The following is a 25,837-nucleotide window of genomic DNA, read 5'->3' on the forward strand; positions in this document are numbered from 1 at the left end:
CGGGCCCCGGGGGGCCGGGGGTGGGGGGGGGGGCGGCCCCGCCCCCCGGCCGGGGGGTCGGCCCGGCCACGGGCCCGGGCAGGGTCATGGGCTTGGGGGGGGGGGGGGGGCCCCCCCCCCCCGACGCCGTACGCGTGGCCCGCGCGGCCGGGCCGCCCGGCACGAACAGGACCAGGACCAGGACGCCCACGACGGCCACGCAGAAGCTCACCGTGAACACCGCGTCGTAGCCGTCGACGGTCGTCCGGAGGATGAGGAAGGCGACGAGCGGGCCCAGCAGGGCGCCCGCCGTGTCCATCGCGCGATGGACGCCGAAGGCGCGGCCGCGGGTCTCGGGGCCGCTCGACAGGGAGATCAGGGCGTCGCGCGGGGCGGTGCGCAGGCCCTTGCCGGTGCGGTCGGCGGCGAGGACCAGGCCGATGGGGGTCAGGGTCTGGGCCACCAGGAGCAGCGGTTTGCAGAGGGCCGAGAGGGCGTATCCGGCACCCGCCACCCACTTGTGGCGGCCGCCGCCCCGGTCGGCGAGATGCCCCCCGGCCAGGCGGACCAGGGCCGAGAAGCCGTTGTAGATCCCGTCGAGGAGCCCGAAGCCGAGGGGGGACAGGCCGAGGCCCGCCACCAGGTACAGGGGCAGGACGGCCGTCACCATCTCCGAGGAGACGTCGGTGATCAGGCTGACCGTGCCGAGGGCCAGCACCGTGGGCCCGACCGCGGTGAGGCGCCGCCCGGCGCGGGGCCGGGCGGCGCTCTCCGCGGACGCCGCCGCTGTCTCCGGTGTACCGGCGCGGCTGTCCGCTACGTACATGTCAGGACGTCCAGATGCCCGTGACGTCCTTGGCGGAGGCCGCGTTGCCCGCGTGCGTGAGGCCGTGCATGTCCTCCAGCGTGCGCAGCAGGTCGTAGTGGTTGTAGGTGGTGGCGGAGGAGGAACCCGCGGTCACCGGTTGGCCGTACAGCACGGTCGGGATCCTGTTGCCGGCGAGCCGGTTGTCCTCGTCGAAGGTGACCACGAGCAGGCTGTCGTGGGTCTTGGCCCAGGTGGCGTACGCGCCGAGGTTGTTCTTCAGCCAGGTGTCACCGGTGGACACCGAGCAGTCGTGCATGTCGCTGCACAGGTTCGGGACCACGAAGGAGACCTGCGGAAGCGTCGTGTAGTCCGTCGGGAACTGGGCGAACGTCCTGGCGCTGGACGTCGGGACGTTGCCGAAGCCGAACCAGGGGTTGTGCTTGCGGGCGTAGTTCCCGCTGCTGCACGTGGTCGAACCCTGGCTGGGCAGCGTCTCGTTGTAGCTGCCCCAGGTCTTGCCCGCGGCGATCAGCTCGGAGGCGAGGTTGGGGGCGGAGGAGAAGCCGGGTGTGTAGCAGCTGTCGTCCGTGATGCCCTGGGTGGAGCCGGAGAACAGGGCGAAGTAGTTGGGCTGGCTCGGGTGCGTCTCGGCGTACGTCTGGGAGAGGTTGGCCCCGCCGGTCCTGAGCGAGTTGATGTACGGGGCGCTGGAGGAGCCGATCACCTGGCTGTACGCGTGGTTCTCGAAGACCACGACGACGACGTGGTCCGGGGTCGGGACCGCGGCCGCGGCGCGGGCGGGGGACGAGCCGGCGAACCCGGTCCACAGCCCGACCGCGGCCGCGGTGAAGGCGAGGGCCGATGCCACGACGGCACGACTGCGGCGGTACACGTTTCTGCCGGACACTTCAGACCTCCGGTGGGGGAGAGGCGACGGTGGCGGTGCGGACAGAGCATGCACACGCCAAGATTCCCTCCCCCCACGTCGCCCAACCGGAGGGATGAAGAGCGGATGAACTACTGCCGCTGGGCGGCGAGCTCGCTCAGCAGCCGGTGCAGCGGCTCCGTCGCCCGCCGCCGGTACTCCTGGATCGCCCACCCGTTCCCGTCCGGGTCCTTGAAGTACATGAACGTGGCACCGTCCCGCGGCGCGAACTCCACCGGCTCGCTGACCTCGAGCCCCCGGGCCGTGAGCTCCTCGTACGCCGCCTTGGCGTCCGTCACGCACAGCTGCATCCCGTGGTACGTCCCCGGCCGCGGCGTCCCCGTCGGGACCTCGAGCCCGTCGACGAGCGCGATCGAACACCCGGACCCGGGCGGCGTCAGCTGAACGATCCGCACCCCTTCCATCACCTCCCCGTCCAGGTCGACATGGAAGCCGACCTTGTCCCGGTAGAACTCCTTGGCCCGGTCCACGTCGGAGACCGGCAGCAGGATCACTTCGAGGGTCATGTCCATGGCTTGACTCCCTTGTCGGACGGCTCATGGCTCTGTCCACAGAAGCCCAGACCGGCGCGGGGCGCCACCCTGGGGGCCGGGGTTAGGCTCGCATCGCACGACCGTGATCCGATGGTCCGTGGAGTCCGATCCGACAGGAGGCCGGGATGACGGCGCCGGGGCGCAGGGGCAGTATCTTCACGCGGCTGCTGCGGCACGGCTTCACCGATCCGTCCGCGGCCGAGGGGCTCCTGGAGGGTCCCGAACTGGCACCCGTACGGTCCGACCCCGTCCTCCTGGACGCGCTCGGCGCCACCGCCGACCCCGACCTCGCCCTCCTCGGACTCGTCCGGCTCGTCGAGGCGCAGGACGGCGACCCCGCCCAGCGGGAGCTCCTCGACACGCTGATCGCGTCCAAACCGCTGCGGGACCGGCTGCTCGGAGTGCTCGGAGCCTCCGCCGCGCTCGGCGACCACCTCGCCCGGCATCCGCACGACTGGCAGACCCTCGTCACCTACGAGGCGCGGGACCTGCATCCCGGGGTCCAGGAGTTCGAACGGGGACTGGCGGACGCCACCGACCCCGTCTCCCTGCGCGTCGCCTACCGCCGCTGCCTGCTCTCCATCGCCGCGCGCGACGTGTGCGGCACCATCGACCTCGCCCAGACCGCCGCCGAACTCGCCGACCTCGCCACCGCGACCCTGCGCGCGGCGCTCGCCGTCGCCGTGGCCGCCGCGCCCGACGACGCCGCGCTGTGCCGGCTCGCCGTCATCGCGATGGGCAAGTGCGGGGGACACGAGCTGAACTACGTGTCCGACGTCGACGTGATCTTCGTCGGGGAGGGGGTCGAAGGCGCCGACGAGGCCAAGGCCGTGCAGGCGGCCACCCGGCTCGCCTCGCACATGATGCGGATCTGCTCGGAGACGACCGTCGAGGGCAGCATCTGGCCGGTCGACGCCAATCTGCGCCCCGAGGGACGCAACGGCCCCCTGGTGCGGACGCTCAGCAGTCATCTCGCCTACTACCAGCGGTGGGCCAAGACCTGGGAGTTCCAGGCGCTGCTCAAGGCCCGCCCGGTGGCCGGGGACCTGGAGCTGGGCGAGGAGTACGTCGCCACCCTGGCCCCGCTCGTGTGGCACGCCGCCGAGCGGGAGAACTTCGTCGCCGATGTGCAGAAGATGCGGCGCCGGGTGGTGGAGAACATCCCGGCCGCCGAGATCGAACGGGAGCTGAAGCTCGGCCCCGGAGGACTCCGGGACGTCGAATTCGCCGTGCAGCTCCTCCAGCTGGTGCACGGACGGGCCGACACGACCGTGCGCAGCGGCACCACCCTCGACGCCCTGAAGGCACTCGCCGCGGGCGGATACGTGGGGCGCGCCGACGCCGTACAGCTCGACGAGGCCTACCGCTTCCTGCGCTCGATGGAGCACCGCATCCAGCTCTTCCGGCTGCGCCGCACGCATCTGGTGCCGCAGGACGAGGCCGATCTGCGCCGGATCGGACGGTCCCTCGGGCTGCGGGTCGACCCGGTCAAGGAACTGAACCGGGAGTGGAAGCGGCACGCGGCCATGGTCCGGCGGCTGCACGAGAAGCTGTTCTACCGGCCGCTGCTCGACGCGGTCGCTCAACTGGCCCCGGGCGAGGCCAGGTTGAGCCCGGCCGCGGCCAAGGAGCGGCTGGTCGCCCTCGGGTACGCCGATCCGGTGGCCGCCATGCGTCACCTGGAGGCGCTGGCCTCCGGGGTCAGCCGCAAGGCCGCCATCCAACGGACCCTGCTCCCCGTGCTGCTGGGCTGGTTCGCGGACTCGGCCGACCCCGACGCCGGTCTGCTCAACTTCCGCAAGGTGTCGGACGCGCTGGGCAAGACCCCTTGGTATCTGCGGCTGCTGAGGGACGAGGGCGCCGCCGCGGAGAACCTCGCGCGGGTGCTGTCGGCGGGCCGGCTCGCCCCCGACCTGCTGATGCGCGCGCCGGAGGCGGTGGCCCTGCTGGGTGACGGGGAGAGCGGCGGCCTCGAACCGCGCGGCCGTGCCCAGCTGGAGCAGGAGATCCTCGCCGCGGTGCGGCGGGCCGACGGCGGCGAGCAGGCCGTGACCGTCGTCCGCGGTGTCCGGCGCCGGGAGCTGTTCCGTATCACCGCGACGGACATCGTCGCCTCGTACGGGACCGAGGAGACGCCGGCGGTCGCCGATCAGGGGGCGCTGGTCGACCTCGTCGGCGGAGCGGTCTCGGACCTGACGGCGGCGACGCTCGCGGGCACCCTGCGGGCCGTGGTGCGCGACGGCTGGGGCGACACCCTGCCCACCCGGTTCGCGGTGATCGGGATGGGCCGCTTCGGCGGCCACGAGCTCGGCTACGGCTCCGACGCGGACGTGCTCTTCGTGCACGAGCCCCGCGAGGGCGTGGACGAGCAGGAGGCGGCGCGGGCCGCGAACTCCGTGGTGTCCGAGATGCGGCGGCTGCTCCAGCTCCCCAGCGCGGATCCGCCGCTGCTGATCGACGCGGATCTGCGGCCGGAGGGGAAGTCCGGGCCGCTGGTGCGGACACTGAAGTCGTACGAGGCGTACTACCGGCGCTGGTCGCTGGTGTGGGAGTCGCAGGCGCTGCTGCGGGCGGAGGTCGTGGCCGGGGACCTGGACCTGGGGAGCCGGTTCATCGAGCTGATCGACCCGCTCAGGTATCCGGCGGAGGGTCTGGGTGAGGAGGCCGTACGGGAGATCCGGCGGCTGAAGGCCCGGATGGAGTCGGAGCGGATGCCGCGCGGCGCCGACCCCACCCTGCACACCAAGCTGGGGCGCGGCGGTCTCTCCGACGTGGAGTGGACGGCTCAGCTCCTCCAGCTCCGGCACGGCTGGGCCGAGCCGGGCCTGCGCACGACCCGGACCCGCCAGGCACTGGCCGCGGCGCGCGCGGCGGAACTGCTGTCGACGGAGGACGCGGCGACGCTGGACGAGGCCTGGGTGCTGGCCACCCGGGTGCGCAACGCCGTGATGCTCGTGCGGGGCAGGGCAGGCGACACCTTCCCCTCGGACGGGCGGGAGCTGGCCGCCGTGGGCCGCTACCTCGGGTACGACCCGGGGCACGTCGGAGACATGCTCGACGACTACCGGCGTACCACCCGCCGGGCCCGGGCCGTGGTGGACGAACTGTTCTACGGTGCCACGGGCGGTCACCGAACGTGAGGGCCCGGTGTCGTCCGGGCCCTCTTCCGTACATCGTTCAGGCTTTCACGCGCAGGACCGTCGGTGACCCGCGCGTCCCCGGCACCCACTGCGGCAGCGTGTACGGCAGCGCGCCGTACCAGATGCGGGCCACCAGGAAGCCGAAGGCGAGACAGAGCGCGCCGCCCACCGCGTCCAGCCAGAAGTGGTTGGCGGTGGCGACGATGACCACAAGGGTGGCCGCCGGGTAGAGCACACCGAGGATGCGCGCCCAGGGAGCCTTGGCCAGCGCGAAGACGCTCAGCCCGCACCACAGGGACCAGCCGATGTGCATGGACGGCATCGCCGCGTACTGGTTGGACATGTGTTTCAGGTCGCCGGAGGCCATCGAGCCCCAGGTCTGGTGGACCGTGACCGTGTCGACGAAGGTGCTGCCGGTCATCAGACGGGGTGGCGCCAGCGGGAAGAAGTAGTAGCCGACGAGCGCGACCACCGTGGTGGCGAAGAGTGCGAGACGGGCCGCCGCGTAGCGGCCGGGATGACAGCGGTACAGCCAGACCAGAACACTCAGTGTCACCACGAAGTGCAGGGTCGCGTAGTAGTAGTTCATCCCGATGATCAGCCACCCGACCGAGTTCACCGCGTGGTTGACGGATTCCTCGACGGCGACGCCGAGGTGGTGTTCCATCCGCCAGATCCAGTCCGCGTTGCGGAGGGCCTCGTGTCTCTGCTCCGGTACCGCGTTGCGGATCAGCGAGTACGTCCAGTAGCTCATGGCGATGAGCAGGACTTCGAACCAGACGCGGGGGCGACGGGGGGCCCGCATACGACGCAGGAGTCCGTTCCCCGCCTTCTCCTCCGCGACGGGCTGTGGAGTGGCCTGTTCCCGGCCTTCCAGTGTCGTCACGGTCGAATCACCCATAGGCACAGAGTCTGCCAGAAAAGCCTTCCCTCACCGATGATGCTCCGGTCGGGTCCTGGCCGCACTTTCTACACCTGTGGGAGTGCTACGCCCCCTTTGTCGTCCTGCTCAGGGACGATTCCGGTCCCCAGGGGCAGAAGCGGTCGAACCGCGCACCACGAGTTCGGGCATGAAGACGAATTCACTGTGCGGCGCGGGCGTGCCGCCGATCTCCTCCAGCAGCGTGCGCACCGCGGCCTGGCCCATCGCGGGTACCGGCTTGCGGACCGTCGTGAGCGGCGGGTCGGTGAAGGCGATCAGCGGCGAGTCGTCGAACCCCACGACCGAGATGTCCGTGGGGACCTCCAGACCGCGCTGACGTGCCGCCCGTATCGCGCCGAGGGCCATCATGTCGCTGGCGCAGACGATCGCCGTGCAGCCGCGGTCCATGAGCGCGCTCGCGGCGGCCTGGCCGCCCTCCAGGGTGTACAGAGAGTGCTGGACCAGTCGCTCCTCGACGTCCGCCGGGGTCAGGTTCAGCTGCTCCTGCATCGAGCGCACGAAGCCCTCGATCTTGCGCTGCACCGGCACGAACCGCTTGGGGCCGAGGGCCAGTCCGATGCTGGTGTGCCCGAGGGAGGCGAGGTGGGTGACCGCGAGAGCCATCGCGGCGCGGTCGTCCGGCGAGATGAACGGCGCCTGCACCTTGGGCGAAAAGCCGTCGACCAGGACGAAGGGGACACCGCGGCCGCGGAGTTGCTCGTAGCGCTGCATGTCGGCCGAGGTGTCGGCGTGCAGGCCGGAGACGAAGATGATGCCGGCGACCCCGCGGTCGACCAGCATCTCGGTCAGCTCGTCCTCGGTGGAACCGCCCGGAGTCTGGGTCGCGAGCACGGGGGTGTAGCCCTGGCGCGTCAGGGCCTGTCCGATCACCTGCGCGAGGGCAGGGAATATCGGGTTCTCCAGCTCGGGGGTTATGAGGCCCACCAGGCCCTCGCTGCGCTGCCGCAGGCGCACCGGGCGCTCGTAGCCCAGTACGTCGAGCGCGGCCAGGACGGATTGCCGCGTGGTCGCGGCGACGCCCGGCTTCCCGTTCAGGACGCGACTGACAGTCGCCTCACTGACCCCCGCCTGGGCTGCGATGTCGGCAAGCCGTGTGGTCACAGGATTGGACTGTACCGGTCGCATCTCACCCTGCCCACCAACCAGACGCCGTGTGCGGGCGGTTGATCGGCCCGCTCCGGGCTGCTGCGTCATCGCGCTCCCTCGTGTTCTGGTCGGCTCGGTGTCCCGTGCGTGCGCCGCGCGGGAAAGGGGTGGCTCCTGCAAGGCACTGGCGGCCGATGATCCCCGTATGCGACATCCGTGGCAAGAGCTTGCAGAGTCTTGCACAGACGTCCGTATGTCCGCTGAGCGGCCTGGTAGCAGGGTTTCGGGACGGTCGCCACGAGGTCACGGCAGCATAACTGTCGTTAGGTCTTTCACTTTTTTGCTGCAAGACCTTTCGCGCCGCTTACATCGCTGTTACGTTCCAGTCGCCCGGCGGACGCAACGGCGCAGTCGGCAAGTCGGCAAGGGGACCGGGCGGGACCGGTTCCCCACCTACTCGGGCTTTCACCCTCAAGGAGAACTCATGCGGCGTGGCATAGCGGCCAGTGCGCTGGTGGCATCTTTCGCCCTCGCGGCGACGGCCTGCGGCGGCAGCGGCAGTGACAGCAGCGACAAGGCCAGCGGGCCGGTCACCATCACGTGGTGGGACACGTCCAACGCCACCAATGAGGCGCCGACGTACAAGGCCTTGGCCAAGGAGTTCGAGGCCGCCAACAAGAACATCAAGGTCAAGTACGTCAACGTGCCCTTCGACCAGGCGCAGAACAAGTTCGACACGGCCGCCGGTGCCTCCGGCGCCCCGGACATCCTGCGCTCCGAGGTCGGCTGGACCCCGGCCTTCGCGAAGAAGGGCTACTTCCTGCCGCTCGACGGCACCGCGGCCCTCGCGGACCAGGCGAAGTTCCAGCCCAACCTGATCGAGCAGGCCAAGTTCGACGGCAAGACGTACGGTGTGCCGTTCGTCACCGACACCCTCGCGCTCGTCTACAACAAGGCGCTGTACAAGAAGGCCGGCATCACCGAGGCCCCGAAGACCTGGGCCGACCTGAAGACCGCCGCCGCGACGATTAAGAAGAAGACGGGCGTCGACGGCTACTGGGGCTCGACCCAGGCCTACTACGCGCAGTCCTTCCTCTACGGCGAGGGCACCAACACCGTCGACGCCGACGCGAAGAAGATCACGGTCAACTCGGCCGAGGCGAAGAAGGCGTTCGGTACCTGGCAGGGTCTGTTCTCCGGCAAGGGCCTGCACAAGGCGGACACCACCGCCGACGCGTACGCCCACATCCAGGACGCCTTCGTCAACGGCAAGGTCGCCTCGATCATCCAGGGCCCGTGGGAGATCACCAACTTCTACAAGGGCTCGGCGTTCTCGGACAAGGCGAACCTCGGTATCGCGACCGTCCCGGCCGGCTCCACCGGCAAGGCGGGCGCCCCGACCGGCGGCCACAACCTCTCGGTCTACGCCGGCTCGGACAAGGCCCACCAGGCCGCGTCGCTGAAGTTCGTCAACTTCATGACCTCCGCGAAGTCGCAGGCGACGATCGCCCTCAAGAACTCCACGCTGCCGACGCGTGACGACGCCTACACCGCCGAGGTCAAGGCCGACCCGGGCATCGCCGGCTACCAGGGCGTCCTCCCCGCCGCCCAGCCGCGCCCGGCGCTGCCCGAGTACGGCTCCCTGTGGGGCCCGCTCGACACCGAGCTGCCCAAGATCGCGGGTGGCAAGGAGTCCCTGGACAAGGGCCTGAGCAACGCCGAACTGGCGATCGCGAAGCTGGTCCCGGACTTCAGCAAGTGAGCCCGTGTGGCCGCCGGATCCTTCCCCGGCCCGACCTCGGTCGGGCCGGGGGGACCCCCGAGAACCGGGGGAACGGAACCGGCGGCCACCGGCTGTGTGCGCCCAACTCCTGATCTTGCAGAAGGTGTCGAACCATGACAGTCGCCATCGACCGCGCGACCGGCAAGCGCCGCGGTGACCGAGCACCGCGTCCCGGCCGGATGCAGCGTCTCAAGCACTCGTACCAGAAGTACTGGTACGCGTACGCGATGATCGCCCCGGTCGTCGTCGTACTCGGCGGATTGGTGCTCTATCCCCTGGTACGGGGCCTCTATCTGACGCTGACGGACGCCAACAGCCTCAACTCGGCCCGCACGATCGGCGTCAACCACATCGACGCCACCTACAAGTTCATCGGGCTGGACAACTACAAGGACATCCTGTGGGGTCCGACGTCGTACGACCGCTTCTGGTCGCACTTCATCTGGACCATCGCCTGGACCGCCATCTGTGTCGCCCTGCACTACTGCGTCGGCCTGGGCCTCGCGCTGCTGCTCAACCAGAAGCTGCGCGGCCGCACGGTCTACCGGCTGATCCTGGTGCTGCCCTGGGCCGTGCCGACCTTCGTCACCGTCTTCGGCTGGCGCTTCATGCTCGCCGACGGCGGCATCATCAACTCCATGCTCGACGCGGTGCACCTGCCGGCGCCCTCGTGGCTGGAGGACACCTTCTGGCAGCGCTTCGCCGCCATCATGGTCAACACCTGGTGCGGTGTCCCGTTCATGATGGTCTCGCTGCTCGGCGGACTCCAGTCCATCGACGGGACGCTGTACGAGGCCGCCGAGATGGACGGCGCGAACAAGTGGCAGCAGTTCCGCTTCGTGACCCTGCCGGGTCTCAGGTCGGTCAGCTCCACCGTCGTGCTCCTCGGCATCATCTGGACGTTCAACCAGTTCGCCGTGATCTTCCTGCTGTTCGGCAGCACGGCGCCGGACGCGCAGATCCTCGTCACCTGGGCCTACTACCTCGGCTTCGGACAGCAGCCGCGTGACTTCGCTCAGTCGGCGGCCTACGGCATGCTGCTGCTGGCCATCCTGATCGTCTTCACCTCCTTCTACCGCCGCTGGCTGAACCGCAATGACCAGCAGCTCGCGATCTGAGGCAGGAGTCTCCATGAGTACCACCACACTGCAGACGCCTCCGGCCGACCAGGCCACCAGGTCCGCCGAGCCGCCCCGTCCGGCGCGCGGGCGCGGTCGGCGCAGCCTCGCCGGCTCGCTGGCCTCCCACGGCATCCTGACCGTCGCGAGCCTGATCGCGCTGTTCCCGATCGGCTGGCTCGTCTTCCTGTCCCTCGGACCGGAGCAGGACGACTACCTGCACCCCGGACGCATCTGGCACACGATGACGCTCGGCAACTACTCCTTCGTGCTCCAGCACACGAACTTCTTCGAGTGGATGAAGAGTTCGCTCATCGTGTCGCTCGGCACCACGGTCATCGGCGTCATGGTCGCGGCCACCACCGGCTACGCGGTCTCGCGCATGCGCTTCCCCGGCTACAAGAAGTTCATGTGGGTCCTGCTGGTCACCCAGATGTTCCCGATCGCCGTGCTGATCGTGCCGATGTACCAGATCCTCTCGGACCTCCAGCTCATCGACAGCTACTTCGGCCTGATCCTCGTCTACTGCTCGACGGCGGTGCCGTACAGCGCCTGGCTGCTCAAGGGCTACTTCGACACCATCCCGTTCGAGATCGACGAGGCCGGCCGGGTCGACGGACTGAGCCCCTTCGGCACCTTCTTCCGGCTGATCCTGCCGCTCGCCAAGCCGGGTCTCGCGGTGGCGGCCTTCTACAACTTCATCACCGCGTTCGGTGAGGTCGCCTTCGCCTCGACGTTCATGCTGGACGACTCGAAGTACACCTTCGCCGTCGGCCTGCAGAGCTTCGTCAGCGAGCACGACGCGCAGCGCAACCTGATGGCGGCCACCGCCGTGCTGGTCGCGATACCCGTCTCCGCCTTCTTCTACCTCGTGCAGAAGAACCTGGTGACCGGACTCACCGCGGGCGGCACGAAGGGCTGATCCGAAAGGACGCCCAGAACGCCCCAGTCTCCCGCGCGCTCGTCGCGCGCGGGTGGCGGCCGCGGTGCCCATCCGACCCCGCCGGTACCGCGGCCGCCTCATCACTCCCCCCGCCCCGAAGCCTTCCGCCCCGTGCTCCCGGCCTCGCGTGAGCAGGGTCTGCCCCCACAGCCGAATTCCTCCCCATGCCCGGCAGCGCCCGGACGCGGGGACCCTCATCGCATCAAGGACGCCATGAGCCAGCACTCCGCCGACCAGGCCCCGAACTCCGTTCTCGCCACCGTCGCCGCGCATCGCGACTGGTGGCGCGACGCGGTGATCTACCAGGTCTATCCGCGCAGCTTCGCCGACAGCAACGGCGACGGCATGGGCGACCTGGAGGGCGTACGTTCCCGACTCCCGTACCTGCGCGACCTCGGCGTGGACGCCGTGTGGCTCAGCCCCTTCTACGCCTCGCCGCAGGCCGACGCCGGCTACGACGTGGCCGACTACCGGGCCGTCGACCCCATGTTCGGCAACCTGCTGGACGCCGACGCCCTGATCCGCGACGCCCACGGTCTCGGGCTGCGCATCATCGTCGACCTCGTGCCCAACCACTCCTCCGACCAGCACGAGTGGTTCAAGCGCGCGCTGCGCGAGGGCCCCGGCTCCTCGCTGCGCGACCGCTACCACTTCCGTCCCGGCAAGGGCGAGAACGGCGAACTGCCGCCCAACGACTGGGAGTCCATCTTCGGCGGACCCGCCTGGACCCGGGTCACCGAGCCCGACGGCACCGCCGGCGAGTGGTACCTGCACCTGTTCGCGCCCGAGCAGCCCGACTTCAACTGGGAACACCCGGCCGTGGGCGACGAGTTCCGCTCGATCCTGCGGTTCTGGCTGGACATGGGCGTGGACGGTTTCCGTATCGACGTCGCGCACGGCATGGTCAAGGCCGAGGGCCTGCCCGACCTCGGTGACAGCGACCAGCTCAAACTGCTGGGCAACGATGTCACGCCGTTCTTCGACCAGGACGGCGTGCACGACATCTACCGGCAGTGGCGCACGATCCTCGACGAGTACTCGGGCGAGCGCATCTTCGTCGCCGAGGCGTGGACGCCCACCGTCGAGCGCACCGCGAACTACGTGCGCCCCGACGAGCTGCACCAGGCCTTCAACTTCCAGTACCTGGGCTCCCACTGGGACGCGGCCGAGCTGCGCGCGGTGATCGACCGCACGCTCGACGCGATGCGCCCGGTCGGCGCCCCCTCCACCTGGGTGCTGTCCAACCACGACGTGACCCGGCACGCCACCCGCTTCGCCAACGAGGCCGGCCTCGGCACCCAGATCCGCACCGCCGGTGACCGGGAGCTCGGGCTGCGCCGGGCCCGCGCGGCGAGCCTGCTGATGCTGGCCCTGCCCGGCTCCGCCTACGTGTACCAGGGCGAGGAGCTCGGCCTGCCGGACGTCGTCGACCTGCCGGACGAGGTGCGCCAGGACCCGGCCTACTTCCGGGGCGCCGGACAGGACGGCTTCCGCGACGGCTGCCGGGTGCCGATCCCGTGGACCCGCGCCGGCTCCTCGTACGGCTTCGGCGACGGCGGCAGCTGGCTGCCGCAGCCCGCCGAGTGGGCCGAGCTGAGCATCGAGGCGCAGACCGGCGTGGCCGGCTCCACCCTGGAGCTGTACCGCGACGCGCTCGCCGTCCGGCGTGAGCGCGCCGACCTCGGCGCGGGCGACGGTGTCACGTGGCTGACCGCACCGGAGGGTGTTCTCGCCTTCCGGCGCGGTGACTTCGTCTGCACCGCGAACACGGGGAACAAGGTCGTGACCGTTCCCGCGTACGGCCGGGTGCTCGTCTCCAGCGGCGAGGTGACCCTGTCCAAGGACGGCCAGGCCCAGCTGCCCGCCGACACCACCGTGTGGTGGGCGGCCTGACCCACGCGTGAGCGGTGCTCCGGTCCTGACCACCGGAGCACCGCTCGCCCATGGGCGGTCGGACGCACGCGTGAGCGGTGCTCCGGGACCTGACGGCCGGAGCACCGCTTCCGTGTGTGTGCCTACCTCCAGGTGTCGCTCACGGCGTACCCGGCGCCCGAGCCGGTGGTGTAGGCGCGGTTGTCCCCGGACTCCCAGGTCACCGTGCCCGAAGCGTCCTTCTTGATGTACTTGTACGTGAACGACGTCGACCTGGGCATGATCGCCATCCGGCCCCAGTACGGGTACGACGCCGAGGACAGCGGGATCGCGTCGGCGGTGTTCCAGGAGCCGAGCGCGGGGATCGAGCCGACGACGTACACCTGGGTGCCGAAGACGGTGGTCGCGGTCACCCCGAAGGTCAGGTCCGTCGCGGCGGCGTCGGCCACGTTCCATGAGTTCTGCGCCGTCACGGCCGCCGTGCCGGTGGTCAGGGTCCGGTCGGCGCTGGACTCCCAGGTGACGTTCCCCGAGGAGTCCTTCTTGATGTACTTGTACGTGATCGCGCTGTCCGCCGGGACCTGGACGTCCGTCTTCCAGACCGGATAGCCGGACGAGGACAGCTTCACCGCGCTCGCCGTGTTCCAGCCGCCGAGCGCCGCGGCCGAACCGACCACGTACACGTCGGTGCCGGAGGTGGTCGACGCGTACTCTGAGAAGGTCGCTGTGACCGTGCCGGTGCCCGGATCGGTGCCGCCGCCACCGCAGTTGACCGTGCAGACGTAGTCCGGGTCGTAGAACGCGACCGCGCCCTTCGCGGGCACGGTCAGGGAGGCCGTGCCACCGGTGACGGTGACCGAGGTGGCGCCGCCGTCGATGACGTTCGGGTAGGTTCCGTCCGCGAGACCGGTCGTGTAGGTGTGGGTGCTGGCGCCCGAGCTGTTGTTGATGGCGACGAAACCGCCGCCGCCCCGGCCGAAGCCGATCACGTTGGACGCGGGGGACTGCCAGTTGGCGACGGAGTACCCGGCGGCCGCGTTGTGCCAGCCGATCATGCCGGAGACCGCGGTGTCACGGTCCAGGCAGTACCAGCCCGAGGCGCAGTCCGTGTCGGTCACGAAGCCGCCGCCCGAGTTCGGCGGGGCCTGGTCGCTCTGGCTGAACGTCCAGCCCGCGTACACCGAGGGCCTGCCGTAACCGCGGGCGAGCTGGTAGACGTTGGCGAGCAGGGCGGTCGCGCCGTCCTTGTAGCTCAGCGAGTAGCCGTTGCGCTCGGTGTCGTGGTTGGTGACCATGGTGGTGGAGTTCGCCTCCGCGACCAGCCCCCAACTGCATCCGAAGCTAGACAGGTTGGCGATGTCGCCCTGGAACTGCGCCTTGATCTGGGAGGCGAAGGCGAAGTCGAGGACGTCACCGCTGCCGTAGTACTCGTCGATGGAGGGCGGGGTGCCGGGATAGACCTCCTGGGTGATGTACGGCGCCGGGCCCGAGGTCGTGGTGTGCAGTCCGGCGACGATGGCGTTCATGTCGGCGGCCTCGATGTGCTTGGCCGCGTCGACCCGGAAGCCGTCGACGCCCAGGTCGATCTGCGCGTTGAGGAAACCGGTGATCTTCGAGCGGACGTTGCTCTCTGCGGTGTCCAGGTCGGGCATGCCGAGCAGTTCGCAGTGCTGGACCTGGTAGCGGTTGGTCCAGTCGGTGATCGTCGTGGTGCAGTCGTCGCTGTCGGCCGGATCGTAGTCCGGGGTGTCGTACTTGCCGGAGACGACCGTGCCGTTGTACCCGGTGCCGGTCTGGCAGGCGGTGTGGTTGATCACCGCGTCGGTGTAGACCTTGATGCCGGCCGCGTGACACGTGTCGACCATGGCCTTGAAGCCGGCCGCCGTGCCGAAACGGCTGTTCAAGTTGTAGGAGTAGGGCTGGTAGACGTCCCACCAGTAGGAGCTCGACTGCTTCAACGACTCGCCGGGCGGCGCCACTTGGACCGCCCCGTAGCCGGCCGGGTCGAGCACGTTCGTACACTCCGACGCGACCGACTTCCAGTTCCACTCCCACAGATTGGCGATCACGTCACCGTTGGGGACGCCCGTGTCCGCCGCCACCGCCGCTGCCTGCCGGGCGGGCAGTGCGGCCAGTCCGCCGAGCGCCAGCGCGACGGTCACCAGCAGCCGGGAAACCCTTCTTCGTCTTAAGGCCATCGGGGGTGCGGCTCCTCTCCGGATCGGGCCGGCATGTCCGCGGGGCGCGGTGAGCCGACCCGTGTGGAGCGTGGGACCGCCGAAGGGGGCGCGTCAATAAGGGAGTTGGAAGTTCTTTCGACATCTTGCTGAAACATGATTGCAAGCGGTACGTTCCGATCCCCCCACCCGCACGACGAAGTGCAGGAGTACACACATGGCAAGGAAGACGCTTGCCGCCTCGTTCGCCCTCGTGGCGGGCCTGGCGGTCTCGGTGACCGTTCCCCCCGGTACGGCGGCGGCCTCGCCGCCCGGCACCAAGGATGTCACCGCCGTCCTGTTCGAGTGGAAATTCGACTCGGTCGCCAAGGAATGCACCAACACGCTGGGCCCCGCCGGATACGGCTACGTCCAGGTCTCCCCGCCGGCCGAGCACATACAGGGCTCGCAGTGGTGGACCTCGTACCAGCCCGTGAGCTACAAGATCGCCGGACGGCTCGGCGACGCCACCGCCTTCAAGAACATGGTCAGCGCCTGCCACACGGCCGGTGTGAAGGTCGTGACGGACACGGTCATCAACCACATGGCGGCCGGATCCGGCACCGGTACGGGCGGCTCTTCGTACACGAAGTACAACTACCCGGGCCTCTACTCCTCGGCCGACATGGACAACTGCACCTCCTCCATCAGCGACTACACCAACCGCGCCAACGTCCAGAACTGCGAACTCGTCGGTCTCGCCGACCTGGACACCGGCGAGGAGTACGTCCGGTCGGCCATCGCCGGCTACATGAACACCCTGCTCGGCTACGGCGTCGACGGCTTCCGCATCGACGCGGCCAAGCACATGCCGGCCGCCGACCTCGCCAACATCAAGTCCCGGCTGAGCAACCCGTCCGTCTACTGGAAGCAGGAGGCCATCTACGGCGCGGGCGAGGCCGTCCAGCCCACCGAGTACACCGGCAACGGTGACGTCCAGGAGTTCCGCTACGCCTACGACCTCAAGCGGGTCTTCAACAACGAGAACCTCGCCTACCTGAAGAACTACGGCGAGGGATGGGGCTACATGAGCAGCTCTGTCTCGGCCGTCTTCGTCGACAACCACGACACCGAGCGCAACGGTTCGACGCTCAACTACAAGGACGGGGCGAACTACACCCTCGCCAACGTCTTCATGCTCGCCTACCCCTACGGCGCCCCCGACATCAACTCCGGCTACGAGTGGTCCGACGCGGACGCCGGACCGCCCAACGGCGGTACGGTCAACGCCTGTTGGCAGGACGGCTGGAAGTGCCAGCACGCCTGGCCGGAGATCAAGTCGATGGTCGCCTTCCGTAACACCACCCGCGGGCAAGCGCTCTCCAACTGGTGGGACAACGGCAATGACGCGATCGCTTTCGGCCGGGGCAGCAAGGGCTTCGTGGCCATCAACCACGAGACCTCCGCGCTGAGCCGGACGTACAGCACCTCGCTGGCCGCGGGAACGTACTGCAACGTCCAGAACAACACGAGCATCACCGTGAACAGTTCGGGCCAGTTCACGGCGACGCTGGGCGCCAACACGGCCCTCGCGATCTATGCGGGCAAGTCCAGCTGCTGAAAACCCTTTCCGCATGTTGCAAGACTCTTGCTGTAAACCTTGCGTGAGCGATACGGTCACGCGGGCGTTCGGCATCGTGGCCGAAACGCTGCGCGGGGTCGGACCCGAGTACGCCGTAATCGCTAGGAGTTCACGACTGTGGACCTGATACCGAGAGGGCCGGCGAGCCGCTCCAGCCGCCCCAGGCTGCGTGCAGCCGTCCTCGCCGCCGCACTGGCCGTATCGCTTGCGCAACCCCTTGTGGCGCGGGCCCAGACCCCGCCCGCACCGCCGTCGGACGCGAAGCTCGCCGCCGAGCCGTCACGGCACGACTCCACCCGTGACCAGTTCTACTTCGTGATGCCGGATCGTTTCGCCAACGGCGACACGTCCAACGACAAGGGCGGACTGACCGGTTCCAGCCTGTCGACCGGGTACGACCCCACCGACAAGGGGTTCTACCAGGGCGGCGACCTCAAGGGCCTGACGAAGCGGCTCGACTACATCAAGGGCCTCGGCACCACCGCCATCTGGATGGCGCCGATCTTCAAGAACCAGCCCGTCCAGGGCACCGGCAAGGACGCCTCGGCCGGCTACCACGGCTACTGGATCACGGACTTCACCAAGGTCGACCCGCACTTCGGCACCAACAAGGACCTGGAGACACTGATCTCCAAGGCCCACGCCAAGGGCATGAAGGTCTTCTTCGACGTCATCACCAACCACACCGCCGACGTCGTCGACTACGAGGAGAAGTCCTACAACTACCTCTCCAAGGGCGCCTTCCCGTATCTGACCAAGGACGGCAGGCCGTTCGACGACGCGGACTACGCGGACGGCCGCCACGGGTTCCCGTCGGTGGACGCCGACTCCTTCCCCCGCACGCCGACGGTTCCCGCCGCGAAGAAGAACGCCAAGGTCCCGTCGTGGCTCAACGACTCGACCATGTACACCAACCGCGGTGACTCCACCTACGCCGGCGAGTCCACCACGTACGGCGACTTCTCCGGCCTCGACGACCTGTGGACCGAGCGTCCCGAGGTCGTCAGCGGCATGGAGAAGATCTACGAGAAGTGGGTCGAGGACTTCGGTATCGACGGCTTCCGGATCGACACCGTGAAGCACGTGAACATGGAGTTCTGGACGCAGTGGGGGACCGCCCTCGACGCGTACGCCGCCCGGCACGGGCGCAAGAACTTCTTCATGTTCGGCGAGGTCTACTCCGCCGACACGTCGATCACCTCGCCGTACGTCACCCAGGGCCGCCTCGACGCCACCCTCGACTTCCCCTTCCAGGACGCGGCCCGCTCCTACGCCTCGCAGGGCGGCAGCGCCCAGAAGCTGGCGTCCGTCTTCGGCGACGACTACAAGTACACGACCGACAAGGCCAACGCGTACGAGCAGGTCACCTTCCTCGGCAACCACGACATGGGCCGCATCGGGTACTTCCTGGACCAGGACAACCCGAAGGCGACCGACGCCGAACTGCTGAAGAAGGACAGGCTCGCCAACGAGCTGATGTTCCTCAGCCGCGGCAACCCCGTCGTCTACTACGGCGACGAGCAGGGCTTCACCGGCTCCGGCGGCGACAAGGACGCCCGGCAGACGATGTTCGCCTCCAAGGTCGCCGACTACCTGGACGACGACGAGATCGGTACGAGCCGCACCCACGCGAGCGACGCGTACGACACGAGCGCACCGCTCTACAAGACGATCAGTGCTCTCTCCAGGCTGCGCAAGGACAACCCCGCCCTCACCGACGGAGTCCAGAGCGAGCGGTACGCCGCTGACGGCGCCGGCGTGTACGCCTTCTCCCGCACGGACGCCAAGACCGGCACCGAGTACGTCGTCGCCGTGAACAACGCCGACGAGGCGAAGTCGGCCACGTTCGCGACGGGCTCGGCGGACATGGACTTCCGCGCCGTGTACGGAACCTCCGCCTCGGTGAAGAGCGACGCGGACAAGAAGGTCACGGTCACCGTGCCGGCCGGTTCCGCGATCGTCCTCAAGGCCGCGGGCCGGCTCGCCGCCCCCGCGACCAAGCCCACCCTGACCCTGAAGGCCCCCGCCGCGGGCGCCACCGGCACCGTCGAACTGTCGGCGGACGTCACCGGCGGACAGCTCGACCGGGTCGTCTTCGCCGCCCAGAGCGGCAACGGCAAGTGGCACACCCTCGGCTCCGCCGACCACGCCCCGTACAAGGTCACCCAGGCCATCGGCGCGGACGTACCGGCCGGAACCGCCCTGCGCTACAAGGCCGTCGTCGTCGACTCGGCCGGACGCACCGCGAGCGCGACGGCGGAGTCCACCACCGGCGCCGCGCCCGCCGCGGAGGTCCCGACGGCCTCCTCGCGCGACTACGCGGTCGTCCACTACAAGCGCACCGAGGGCGACTACACCGACTGGCGCCTGTACGCCTGGGGCGACATCGCCGACGGTGAGGCCACCACCTGGCCCGCGGGACACGACTTCGTCGGCCGCGACGCCTACGGCGCCTTCGCCTACGTCAAGCTGAAGCCGGGAGCCTCCAGCGTGGGCTTCCTGGTCATCGACAAGGACGGCAACAAGGACGTCGCGAGCGACCGCACGATCGACGTCACCAAGACCGGCGAGGTCTGGGTCGAGCAGGGCAAGGACACCGTCCTCACCGAGCGGCCCGACCTGCCCGCCCAGGACAAGACCAAGGCGGTCATCCACTACCACCGCGCCGACGGCGACTACGCCGGCTGGGGTCTGCACACCTGGACCGGCGCCGCGACGCCCACGGACTGGACGAAGCCCCTGGAGCCGGTGCGGACCGACGCCTACGGCGCCGTCTACGAGGTGCCGCTCGCCGAGGGTGCCACCAGCCTCAGCTACATCCTCCACAAGGGCGACGACAAGGACCTGCCCACCGACCAGTCGCTGGACCTCACGGCCAACGGCCACGAGGTGTGGCTGCTCGGCGGCCAGGAGAAGTACCTGCTCCCGCAGCCCGCGGGCAGCGCGGCCGCGCTCGACCTGACCACCTCCAAGGCGATCTGGATCGACCGCTACACGGTCGCCTGGAACGGCTCCGACGCCGCCGTGTCCACCCAGCTCCTCTCCTCCCACGACGGCTCGATCGCCGTCAAGGACGGCGGGCTGACCAGCGACGACGAACGCTGGCTGCGGCTGGGGAAGACCACCCTCACCGACGCTCAGAAGGCGAAGTTCCCGCACCTGAAGGCGTACACCGCCTGGTCCGTCGACCCGCGCGACCGCGACCGGGTGCGCTCCGCGCTCGGCGGCCAGCTCGTCGCCTCGCAGCGGGCCGCGAACGGCGCCGTGCTCGCGGCGACCGGCGTGCAGATCGCCGGAGCCCTCGACGACCTGTACCCCGCGACGAAGGCCCACCTCGGGCCGGTCTTCCACGACGGTGTCCCCACCCTCTCGGTGTGGGCCCCGACGGCGCAGTCCGTGAGCCTCGACCTCGACGGCTCCACGGTCGCCATGAAGCGCGACGGCGCCACCGGCGTCTGGTCCGTCACCGGCAAGCGGTCCTGGACGGGCAAGCCCTACCGCTACGTCGTGAAGGTGTGGGCGCCCACCGTCCACAAGATCGTCACCAACAAGGTGACCGACCCGTACTCGGTGGCCCTGACCACCGACTCGAAGCGCAGCCTGGTCGCCGACCTCGGCGCCCGGTCCCTCGCCCCGTCGGGCTGGTCCTCGCTCAAGAAGCCCAAGGCCGTGCCGCTCAAGGACGCGCAGATCCAGGAACTGCACGTCCGCGACTTCTCGGTGGCGGACAAGACCGTCCCCGCTAAGGACCAGGGCACCTACCTCGCCTTCGCCGACAAGAACAGCGACGGCTCGAAGCACCTGAGGAAGCTGGCCGCGTCCGGCACCTCGTACGTGCACCTGCTGCCCGTGTTCGACATCGCCACCATCCCCGAGAAGAAGGCGGACCGGCAGAGCACCGACTGCGATCTGGCCTCCTACGCCGCCGACTCCGAGAAGCAGCAGGAGTGCGTGGCGAAGACGGCCGCCAAGGACGCCTACAACTGGGGCTACGACCCGTACCACTACACGGTCCCCGAGGGGTCCTACGCCACCGACCCCGACGGCACCGGCCGCACGGTCGAGTTCCGCAAGATGGTCAAGTCGCTGAACGAGGACGGCCTCAGGGTCGTCATGGACGTGGTCTACAACCACACCGCCGCGAGCGGCCAGGCCGACACCAGCGTCCTCGACAAGGTCGTCCCCGGCTACTACCAGCGGCTCCTCGCCGACGGCAGCGTCGCCAACTCCACCTGCTGCTCCAACACGGCGACCGAGAACGCCATGATGGGCAAGCTGGTGGTCGACTCGATCGTCACCTGGGCCAAGCAGTACAAGGTCGACGGCTTCCGCTTCGACCTCATGGGACACCAGCCCAAGGCCAACATCCTCGCGGTCAGGAAGGCCCTCGACGGGCTGACCCTCGCGAAGGACGGCGTCGACGGCAAGAAGATCATCCTGTACGGCGAGGGCTGGAACTTCGGCGAGGTCGCCGACGACGCCCGGTTCGTCCAGGCCACCCAGAAGAACATGGCGGGGACGGGCATCGCGACCTTCTCCGACCGTGCCCGTGACGCCGTCCGCGGCGGCGGCCCCTTCGACTCCGACCCCGGGGTCCAGGGCTTCGGTTCGGGCCTGTACACCGACCCGAACTCCTCCACCGCCAACGGCACCCCGGCCGAGCAGAAGGCCCGCCTGCTGCACTACCAGGACCTCATCAAGGTCGGCCTGACCGGCAACCTGGCGGCGTACCGCTTCACCGACGCCGACGGCAAGGAGGTCAAGGGCTCCGAGGTCGACTACAACGGCCAGCCCGCCGGCTACGCGGCCGCGCCCGGCGACGCGCTCGCCTACGCCGACGCGCACGACAACGAGTCGCTGTACGACGCGCTGACGTACAAGCTGCCGGCGACGACGAGCGCCGCCGACCGGGCCCGGATGCAGGTCCTGGCGATGGCGACGGCCACCCTCTCGCAGGGTCCGTCCCTCTCCCAGGCCGGCTCCGACCTGCTGCGCTCCAAGTCCCTGGACCGCAACTCCTTCGACAGCGGCGACTGGTTCAACGCCATCCACTGGAACTGCCAGGACGGCAACGGATTCGGGCGCGGGCTGCCGATGGCCGCGGACAACACCTCGAAGTGGCCGTTCGCCAAGCCGCTGCTGACCTCCGTCTCGGTGGGCTGCGGCCAGATCGACGGCACCTCCGCCGCCTTCCAGGACCTTCAGCGGATCCGTACGGGCGAGAAGGTCTTCTCGCTCTCCACGGCCGCCCAGGTGCAGTCGCAGCTCTCCTTCCCGCTGTCGGGCAAGGACGAGACCCCCGGAGTGATCACGGCGCGCCTCGGCGACCTCGTGATCGTCTTCAACGCGACCCCGGAGAAGCAGAAGCAGACCGTCGGCCCGCTCGCCGGTTCGGCGTACGCGCTGCACCCGGTGCAGGCGTCGGGCGCGGACACGGTCGTCAAGTCCTCGTCCTACGCGAAGGACACGGGCTCCTTCACCGTTCCGGCCCGCACCGTGGCGGTGTTCACCCGGACCCCGTGACGGCGGCCTGACCCGGCCCGACCCGGTGGGGGCGGCCCCGGACACCCTGAGTACGAGGGGTGTCCGGGGCCGCCCTCATCAGTCTGCGGGGCCGGCGCTGCGGCTAGGGTGATCACGACTGTCCCTGAACAGGAGTGCCCATGCCGCAGATCACCGTCGACTACTCCGCACCGCTCGAAGACGCCTTCGACCGGCGCGGGTTCGCCCTGGCGCTGCACGCGGAGGTGGTCGAGACGGCCGCCGCGAAGATCGGCGCGTGCAAGACGCAGTTCCGCCCGACCGAGGACACCGTCGTCGGCGCGGACACCGGCGGACACGCCGTCGTCCATGTCACCCTCGGCCTGCTCGCCGGGCGGACCGAGGAGGTCAAGGCGAAACTGACCGAGGCCGTACTGGAGCTGCTGAAGACCCATGTGAAGCCCGCCGAAGGGCTGGAACTGCACGCCTCGGCCGAGGTGCGCGACCTCGACCCGTCGTACCGCAAGTTCGAGGCGTAACCCCCGCGCCCCGCGCCTCTGGCCTCGGGCCTCGGGTCTCAGGCCTCGGGCGGCGAGGCGAGGGCGAGCAGCCGGACGACGAGGTCGGTGAACGGCCCGTCGCCCGGTTCGCCCCGCAGGCCCCTGCGCAGCAGCGCGGCGACCTCCGGGTCGTAGGCGGCGCTCACCGCCGCCAGGGCCGCGAAGTCGTGCACGAGCTGCACCTCCAGCTCGCCGCGCGGAATCCGCCGTCCGTCCAGCCAGATCAGCGCGGTCGACTCGACCAGCGAGATCCAGGAACGGACCACCAGCTCTAGCCGGGCGGGCGGTTCCTCGACCTCCAGATGCGACAGGATCTGGAGATAGGCCGCCTGCCGTACGGCGTCCACGAGCGCGTTGGTGGTCGACGAGCCGACGGCCGGGCCGCCCCGCATCAACGCGGCGAAACCGGGCCCGTGGTCGTCCACGAAGTCGAAGAAGCGGCGCATCACCCGCAGCAGCCGTGCCCCCAGCGGGCCCTCGCGGGACTCCACGAACCGGCCCGCGAGGTCGTCCGCCGCGCGCTGCAACGCCGCTTCGTACAGGCTGAGTTTGCCCGGGAAGTAGTGGTACACCAGCGGTCGGGAGATGCCTGCGGCCGAGGCTATCTCGTCGATGGAGACCTCGTCGGGCGAGCGTCGGCTGAACAGGTCGAGGGCGACGCCGATGAGCTGCTGCCGTCGCTCCTCGACACCCATCCTGCGGCGTACCCCGGTTGTCATGCGGACACTTTACCGATCGGATCCGGCCCGGATCGGGCCGGTACGGGCGGCGGATGTTCACATGTCCAGCACGATTCGCTCACCTCGCGTCCGCGAGACGCAGATCAGCATCGAGTCGTCACGCTCCGCGTCCGTCAGCAGCTCGTCCCGGTGCTCGATCTCCCCCTCCAGGACCCGCTGCCGGCAGGTTCCGCAGAACCCCTGCTCGCAGGAGTAGAGCGTGCCGGGCAGCTCGGCGCGGACCGCGGCGAGGACCGTCGAGCCGGCGGGCACGGTCACCGTGCGTCCGCTGCGCCGCAGTTCGACCTCGAAGGCGGTGTCGCCCCCGGTGGGCGCGCGGGCGGTGAACCGTTCCAGGTGCAGGGTCGCCTCGGCCGGGATCCGCGCCTCGACGGCCGTCATGAGCCCGTCCGGTCCGCAGCAGTAGACCGCCGTGCCCGGGACGAGATCCGCGAACAGCGCGTCCAGGCCGGGCAGTCCGTCCTCGTCCTCGGCGACGACGGTGACCTTCGAGGGGTCCAGCTTCCCGATCTCCTCCAGGAACGGCATCGAGGCGCGTGTCCGGCCGCCGTACAGCAACCGCCAGTCGGTGCCCTCCGGGAGGGCCCGCAGCATCGGCAGGACCGGGGTGATCCCGATCCCGCCCACGACGAAGACGTACGCCGGCGCGTCCACGAGCGGGAAGCGGTTGCGCGGTCCGCGCACCTCGACCCGCATGCCCTGCCGCAGGTGTTCGTGCACCTCGCGCGATCCGCCCCGGCCGTCCTCGGCGAGCCGGGTCGCGACGGTGTAGGAGGAGCGGTCCTCCGGGTCCCCGCACAGGGAGTACTGCCGGACGAGCCCCGAGGGCAGCACCAGATCGAGATGGGCCCCCGGCGCCCAGGGCGGCAGACCGGCTCCTTCCAGGCGCAGCAGGACGACACCGTCGGCGACGCGCTCGTGCCGGGCGACCAGCAGCCGCAGGGCCCGGGTGCGGGGCCGGCCGGAGCGGGGATCCTCCAGAGCGGGCAGCGGCCACAGCGGTGACACCCCGATCCGGCGGCGCAGCGCACGCCGGGCGAGCACGGCCGCGCCGGCGACGGCGACGACGGTCCGCAGCCTGGGCATCACGCGGCACCCGTGTTCTTCTCGGCGGCCGTCGCGGCCGGGGAGGTGGCGAGATAGGCGACCGCCTGCTCGGTGGAGGCCTCCTGCGAGGGGTGGTAGGTGCGGCTGAGATAGCGGGGGACGGACCTCAGCAGGTCGCCGGTCGGCGGCAGCACGCCCCGTTTACCGCTGGTGTAGAAGTCCTTGAAGCTCGCCCTGCCGTTCACGAGTGTCGGATCGTTCTCCATGAAGAACCGGGCGCCGCGCTGCCACAGGAAGACGAGTGCGGTGAAGGCGGTCGCCCAGGTCCGCGCCCGCCGCCGGTAGCTGCCGTCGAGGTGCTGGAACAGGTCGAACGCCACCGAGCGGTGCTCGACCTCCTCCGCGCCGTGCCAGCGCATCAGGTCCAGCATGACCGGATCGGCGCCGCGCCGGTCCAGTTCACCGGCGTTCAGGATCCAGTCGCCGAGGAAGGCGGTGTAGTGCTCGATCGCGGCGATCAGGGCGACGCGCTCCAGCAGCCACCAGCGGCGCGCCCTGCCCGGGGGCAGCGTCCGGTCGCCGAGCAGTTTCTCGAAGAGCCAGTCGACCTGCGCGGTGTACGGCGTCGGGTCGAGCCCCAGCTCCGCCAGGTGGGGCAGCACCTCGTCGTGCGCCTGCGAGTGCGTCGCCTCCTGCCCGATGAACCCGATGACGTCCTGGCGCAGCCGCTCGTCACGGATGAGGGGCAGGACCTGCCGGTAGACATGCACGAACCACCGCTCGCCGGCCGGCAGCAGCAGATGCAGCACGTTCATGGTGTGCGTGGCGAAGGGTTCGCCCGGCACCCAGTGCAGCGGTGTGTCCTCCCACGAGAACGACACCTTCCGTGCCGTGAGGGCCGTCCGCTCGGACTCGACCGGCCGGGGCTGCCGGGCCTGCGTGTTAGACATGGCGTCAATGTACTGACGGGTAGGCGATCGGAGAAGCCCTGGGCGCCCACTTGTTTACGTCTGCGTCAGCAATCCGTGCCAGGTGTCCGGTCCATTGTGCTGTACGGGCG

17 protein-coding genes are annotated in these 25,837 nt (G+C 69.7%); 8 read left to right on the plus strand and 9 right to left on the minus strand.

Annotated elements, in window-relative coordinates:
• From ACF07B_RS03935 to ACF07B_RS03945, 3 genes are all read right to left on the minus strand, one after another.
• Positions 1–805 (minus strand): MFS transporter (locus tag ACF07B_RS03935; RefSeq protein ID WP_392177644.1); only part of this gene is annotated, 805 nt, incomplete at its 3' end.
• 1 nt (position 806) lies between these two features.
• Positions 807–1,694: an alkaline phosphatase family protein gene (locus ACF07B_RS03940; protein ID WP_392177645.1), complete on the minus strand. Its 888-nt coding sequence runs from the start codon at positions 1,692–1,694 to the stop codon at positions 807–809.
• A 110-nt stretch (positions 1,695–1,804) separates the two neighbouring features.
• On the minus strand, positions 1,805–2,245 hold the full coding sequence (locus ACF07B_RS03945; RefSeq protein ID WP_392177646.1) for a VOC family protein: 441 nt from the start codon (positions 2,243–2,245) through the stop codon (positions 1,805–1,807).
• 146 nt (positions 2,246–2,391) lie between these two features.
• Between ACF07B_RS03945 and ACF07B_RS03950 the strand changes: the two genes are divergently transcribed.
• Positions 2,392–5,406, plus strand: a complete 3,015-nt coding sequence (locus tag ACF07B_RS03950; RefSeq protein ID WP_392177647.1) for a bifunctional [glutamine synthetase] adenylyltransferase/[glutamine synthetase]-adenylyl-L-tyrosine phosphorylase — start codon at positions 2,392–2,394, stop codon at positions 5,404–5,406.
• 37 nt (positions 5,407–5,443) lie between these two features.
• On the opposite strand, the gene ACF07B_RS03955 is transcribed toward ACF07B_RS03950, so the two are convergent.
• The gene (locus ACF07B_RS03955; RefSeq protein WP_392177648.1) at positions 5,444–6,307 is read right to left on the minus strand and encodes a phosphatase PAP2 family protein; all 864 of its coding nucleotides are present in this window, start codon (positions 6,305–6,307) and stop codon (positions 5,444–5,446) included.
• A gap of 108 nt (positions 6,308–6,415) precedes the next feature.
• On the minus strand, positions 6,416–7,450 hold the full coding sequence (locus ACF07B_RS03960; RefSeq protein ID WP_369484930.1) for a LacI family DNA-binding transcriptional regulator: 1,035 nt from the start codon (positions 7,448–7,450) through the stop codon (positions 6,416–6,418).
• Between the two features lie 469 nt (positions 7,451–7,919).
• Here ACF07B_RS03960 and ACF07B_RS03965 point away from each other — a divergent pair, with 469 nt between their 5' ends.
• From ACF07B_RS03965 to ACF07B_RS03980, 4 genes are all read left to right on the plus strand, one after another.
• Positions 7,920–9,197, plus strand: coding sequence for an extracellular solute-binding protein (locus ACF07B_RS03965; RefSeq protein ID WP_362398930.1), 1,278 nt, complete (start codon positions 7,920–7,922; stop codon positions 9,195–9,197).
• Between the two features lie 134 nt (positions 9,198–9,331).
• Positions 9,332–10,336 (plus strand): carbohydrate ABC transporter permease, encoded by a 1,005-nt coding sequence (locus ACF07B_RS03970; protein ID WP_369484928.1) that lies wholly within the window; start codon positions 9,332–9,334, stop codon positions 10,334–10,336.
• A gap of 13 nt (positions 10,337–10,349) precedes the next feature.
• On the plus strand, positions 10,350–11,258 hold the full coding sequence (locus tag ACF07B_RS03975) for a sugar ABC transporter permease (RefSeq protein ID WP_369484926.1): 909 nt from the start codon (positions 10,350–10,352) through the stop codon (positions 11,256–11,258).
• A gap of 234 nt (positions 11,259–11,492) precedes the next feature.
• Complete coding sequence (locus ACF07B_RS03980; RefSeq protein ID WP_392177649.1) at positions 11,493–13,172, plus strand: glycoside hydrolase family 13 protein; 1,680 nt, start codon at positions 11,493–11,495, stop codon at positions 13,170–13,172.
• A gap of 122 nt (positions 13,173–13,294) precedes the next feature.
• On the opposite strand, the gene ACF07B_RS03985 is transcribed toward ACF07B_RS03980, so the two are convergent.
• Entirely contained in the window at positions 13,295–15,349 is a 2,055-nt protein-coding gene (locus ACF07B_RS03985) for a carbohydrate-binding module family 20 domain-containing protein (protein WP_392177650.1), read from the minus strand.
• Positions 15,350–15,545: 196 nt separating this feature from the next.
• Between ACF07B_RS03985 and ACF07B_RS03990 the strand changes: the two genes are divergently transcribed.
• From ACF07B_RS03990 to ACF07B_RS04000, 3 genes are all read left to right on the plus strand, one after another.
• Positions 15,546–16,928, plus strand: a complete 1,383-nt coding sequence (locus ACF07B_RS03990; RefSeq protein WP_392177651.1) for an alpha-amylase family protein — start codon at positions 15,546–15,548, stop codon at positions 16,926–16,928.
• Between the two features lie 144 nt (positions 16,929–17,072).
• Positions 17,073–22,472 (plus strand): pullulanase-type alpha-1,6-glucosidase, encoded by a 5,400-nt coding sequence (pulA, locus tag ACF07B_RS03995; protein ID WP_392177957.1) that lies wholly within the window; start codon positions 17,073–17,075, stop codon positions 22,470–22,472.
• Positions 22,473–22,612: 140 nt separating this feature from the next.
• The gene (locus ACF07B_RS04000; protein ID WP_328668702.1) at positions 22,613–22,969 is read left to right on the plus strand and encodes a 5-carboxymethyl-2-hydroxymuconate Delta-isomerase; all 357 of its coding nucleotides are present in this window, start codon (positions 22,613–22,615) and stop codon (positions 22,967–22,969) included.
• Between the two features lie 38 nt (positions 22,970–23,007).
• Here the strand turns inward: ACF07B_RS04000 and ACF07B_RS04005 are convergent, their stop codons facing one another.
• Genes ACF07B_RS04005 through ACF07B_RS04015 form a run of 3 tightly spaced genes read right to left on the minus strand, consistent with a single transcriptional unit; the run spans position 23,008 to position 25,727 of the window.
• On the minus strand, positions 23,008–23,709 hold the full coding sequence (locus ACF07B_RS04005) for a TetR/AcrR family transcriptional regulator (RefSeq protein ID WP_362398911.1): 702 nt from the start codon (positions 23,707–23,709) through the stop codon (positions 23,008–23,010).
• Positions 23,710–23,766: 57 nt separating this feature from the next.
• Complete coding sequence (locus tag ACF07B_RS04010) at positions 23,767–24,816, minus strand: PDR/VanB family oxidoreductase (protein ID WP_392177652.1); 1,050 nt, start codon at positions 24,814–24,816, stop codon at positions 23,767–23,769.
• The gene (locus ACF07B_RS04015) at positions 24,816–25,727 is read right to left on the minus strand and encodes a metal-dependent hydrolase (protein ID WP_384242826.1); all 912 of its coding nucleotides are present in this window, start codon (positions 25,725–25,727) and stop codon (positions 24,816–24,818) included. Before ACF07B_RS04015 ends, ACF07B_RS04010 begins: the two co-directional genes overlap by 1 nt.
• Between the last annotated feature and the right edge of the window lie 110 nt (positions 25,728–25,837).

The organism is Streptomyces sp. NPDC015532 (assembly GCF_043078065.1).
In the GTDB taxonomy this organism is placed as follows: Bacteria; Actinomycetota; Actinomycetes; order Streptomycetales; family Streptomycetaceae; genus Streptomyces.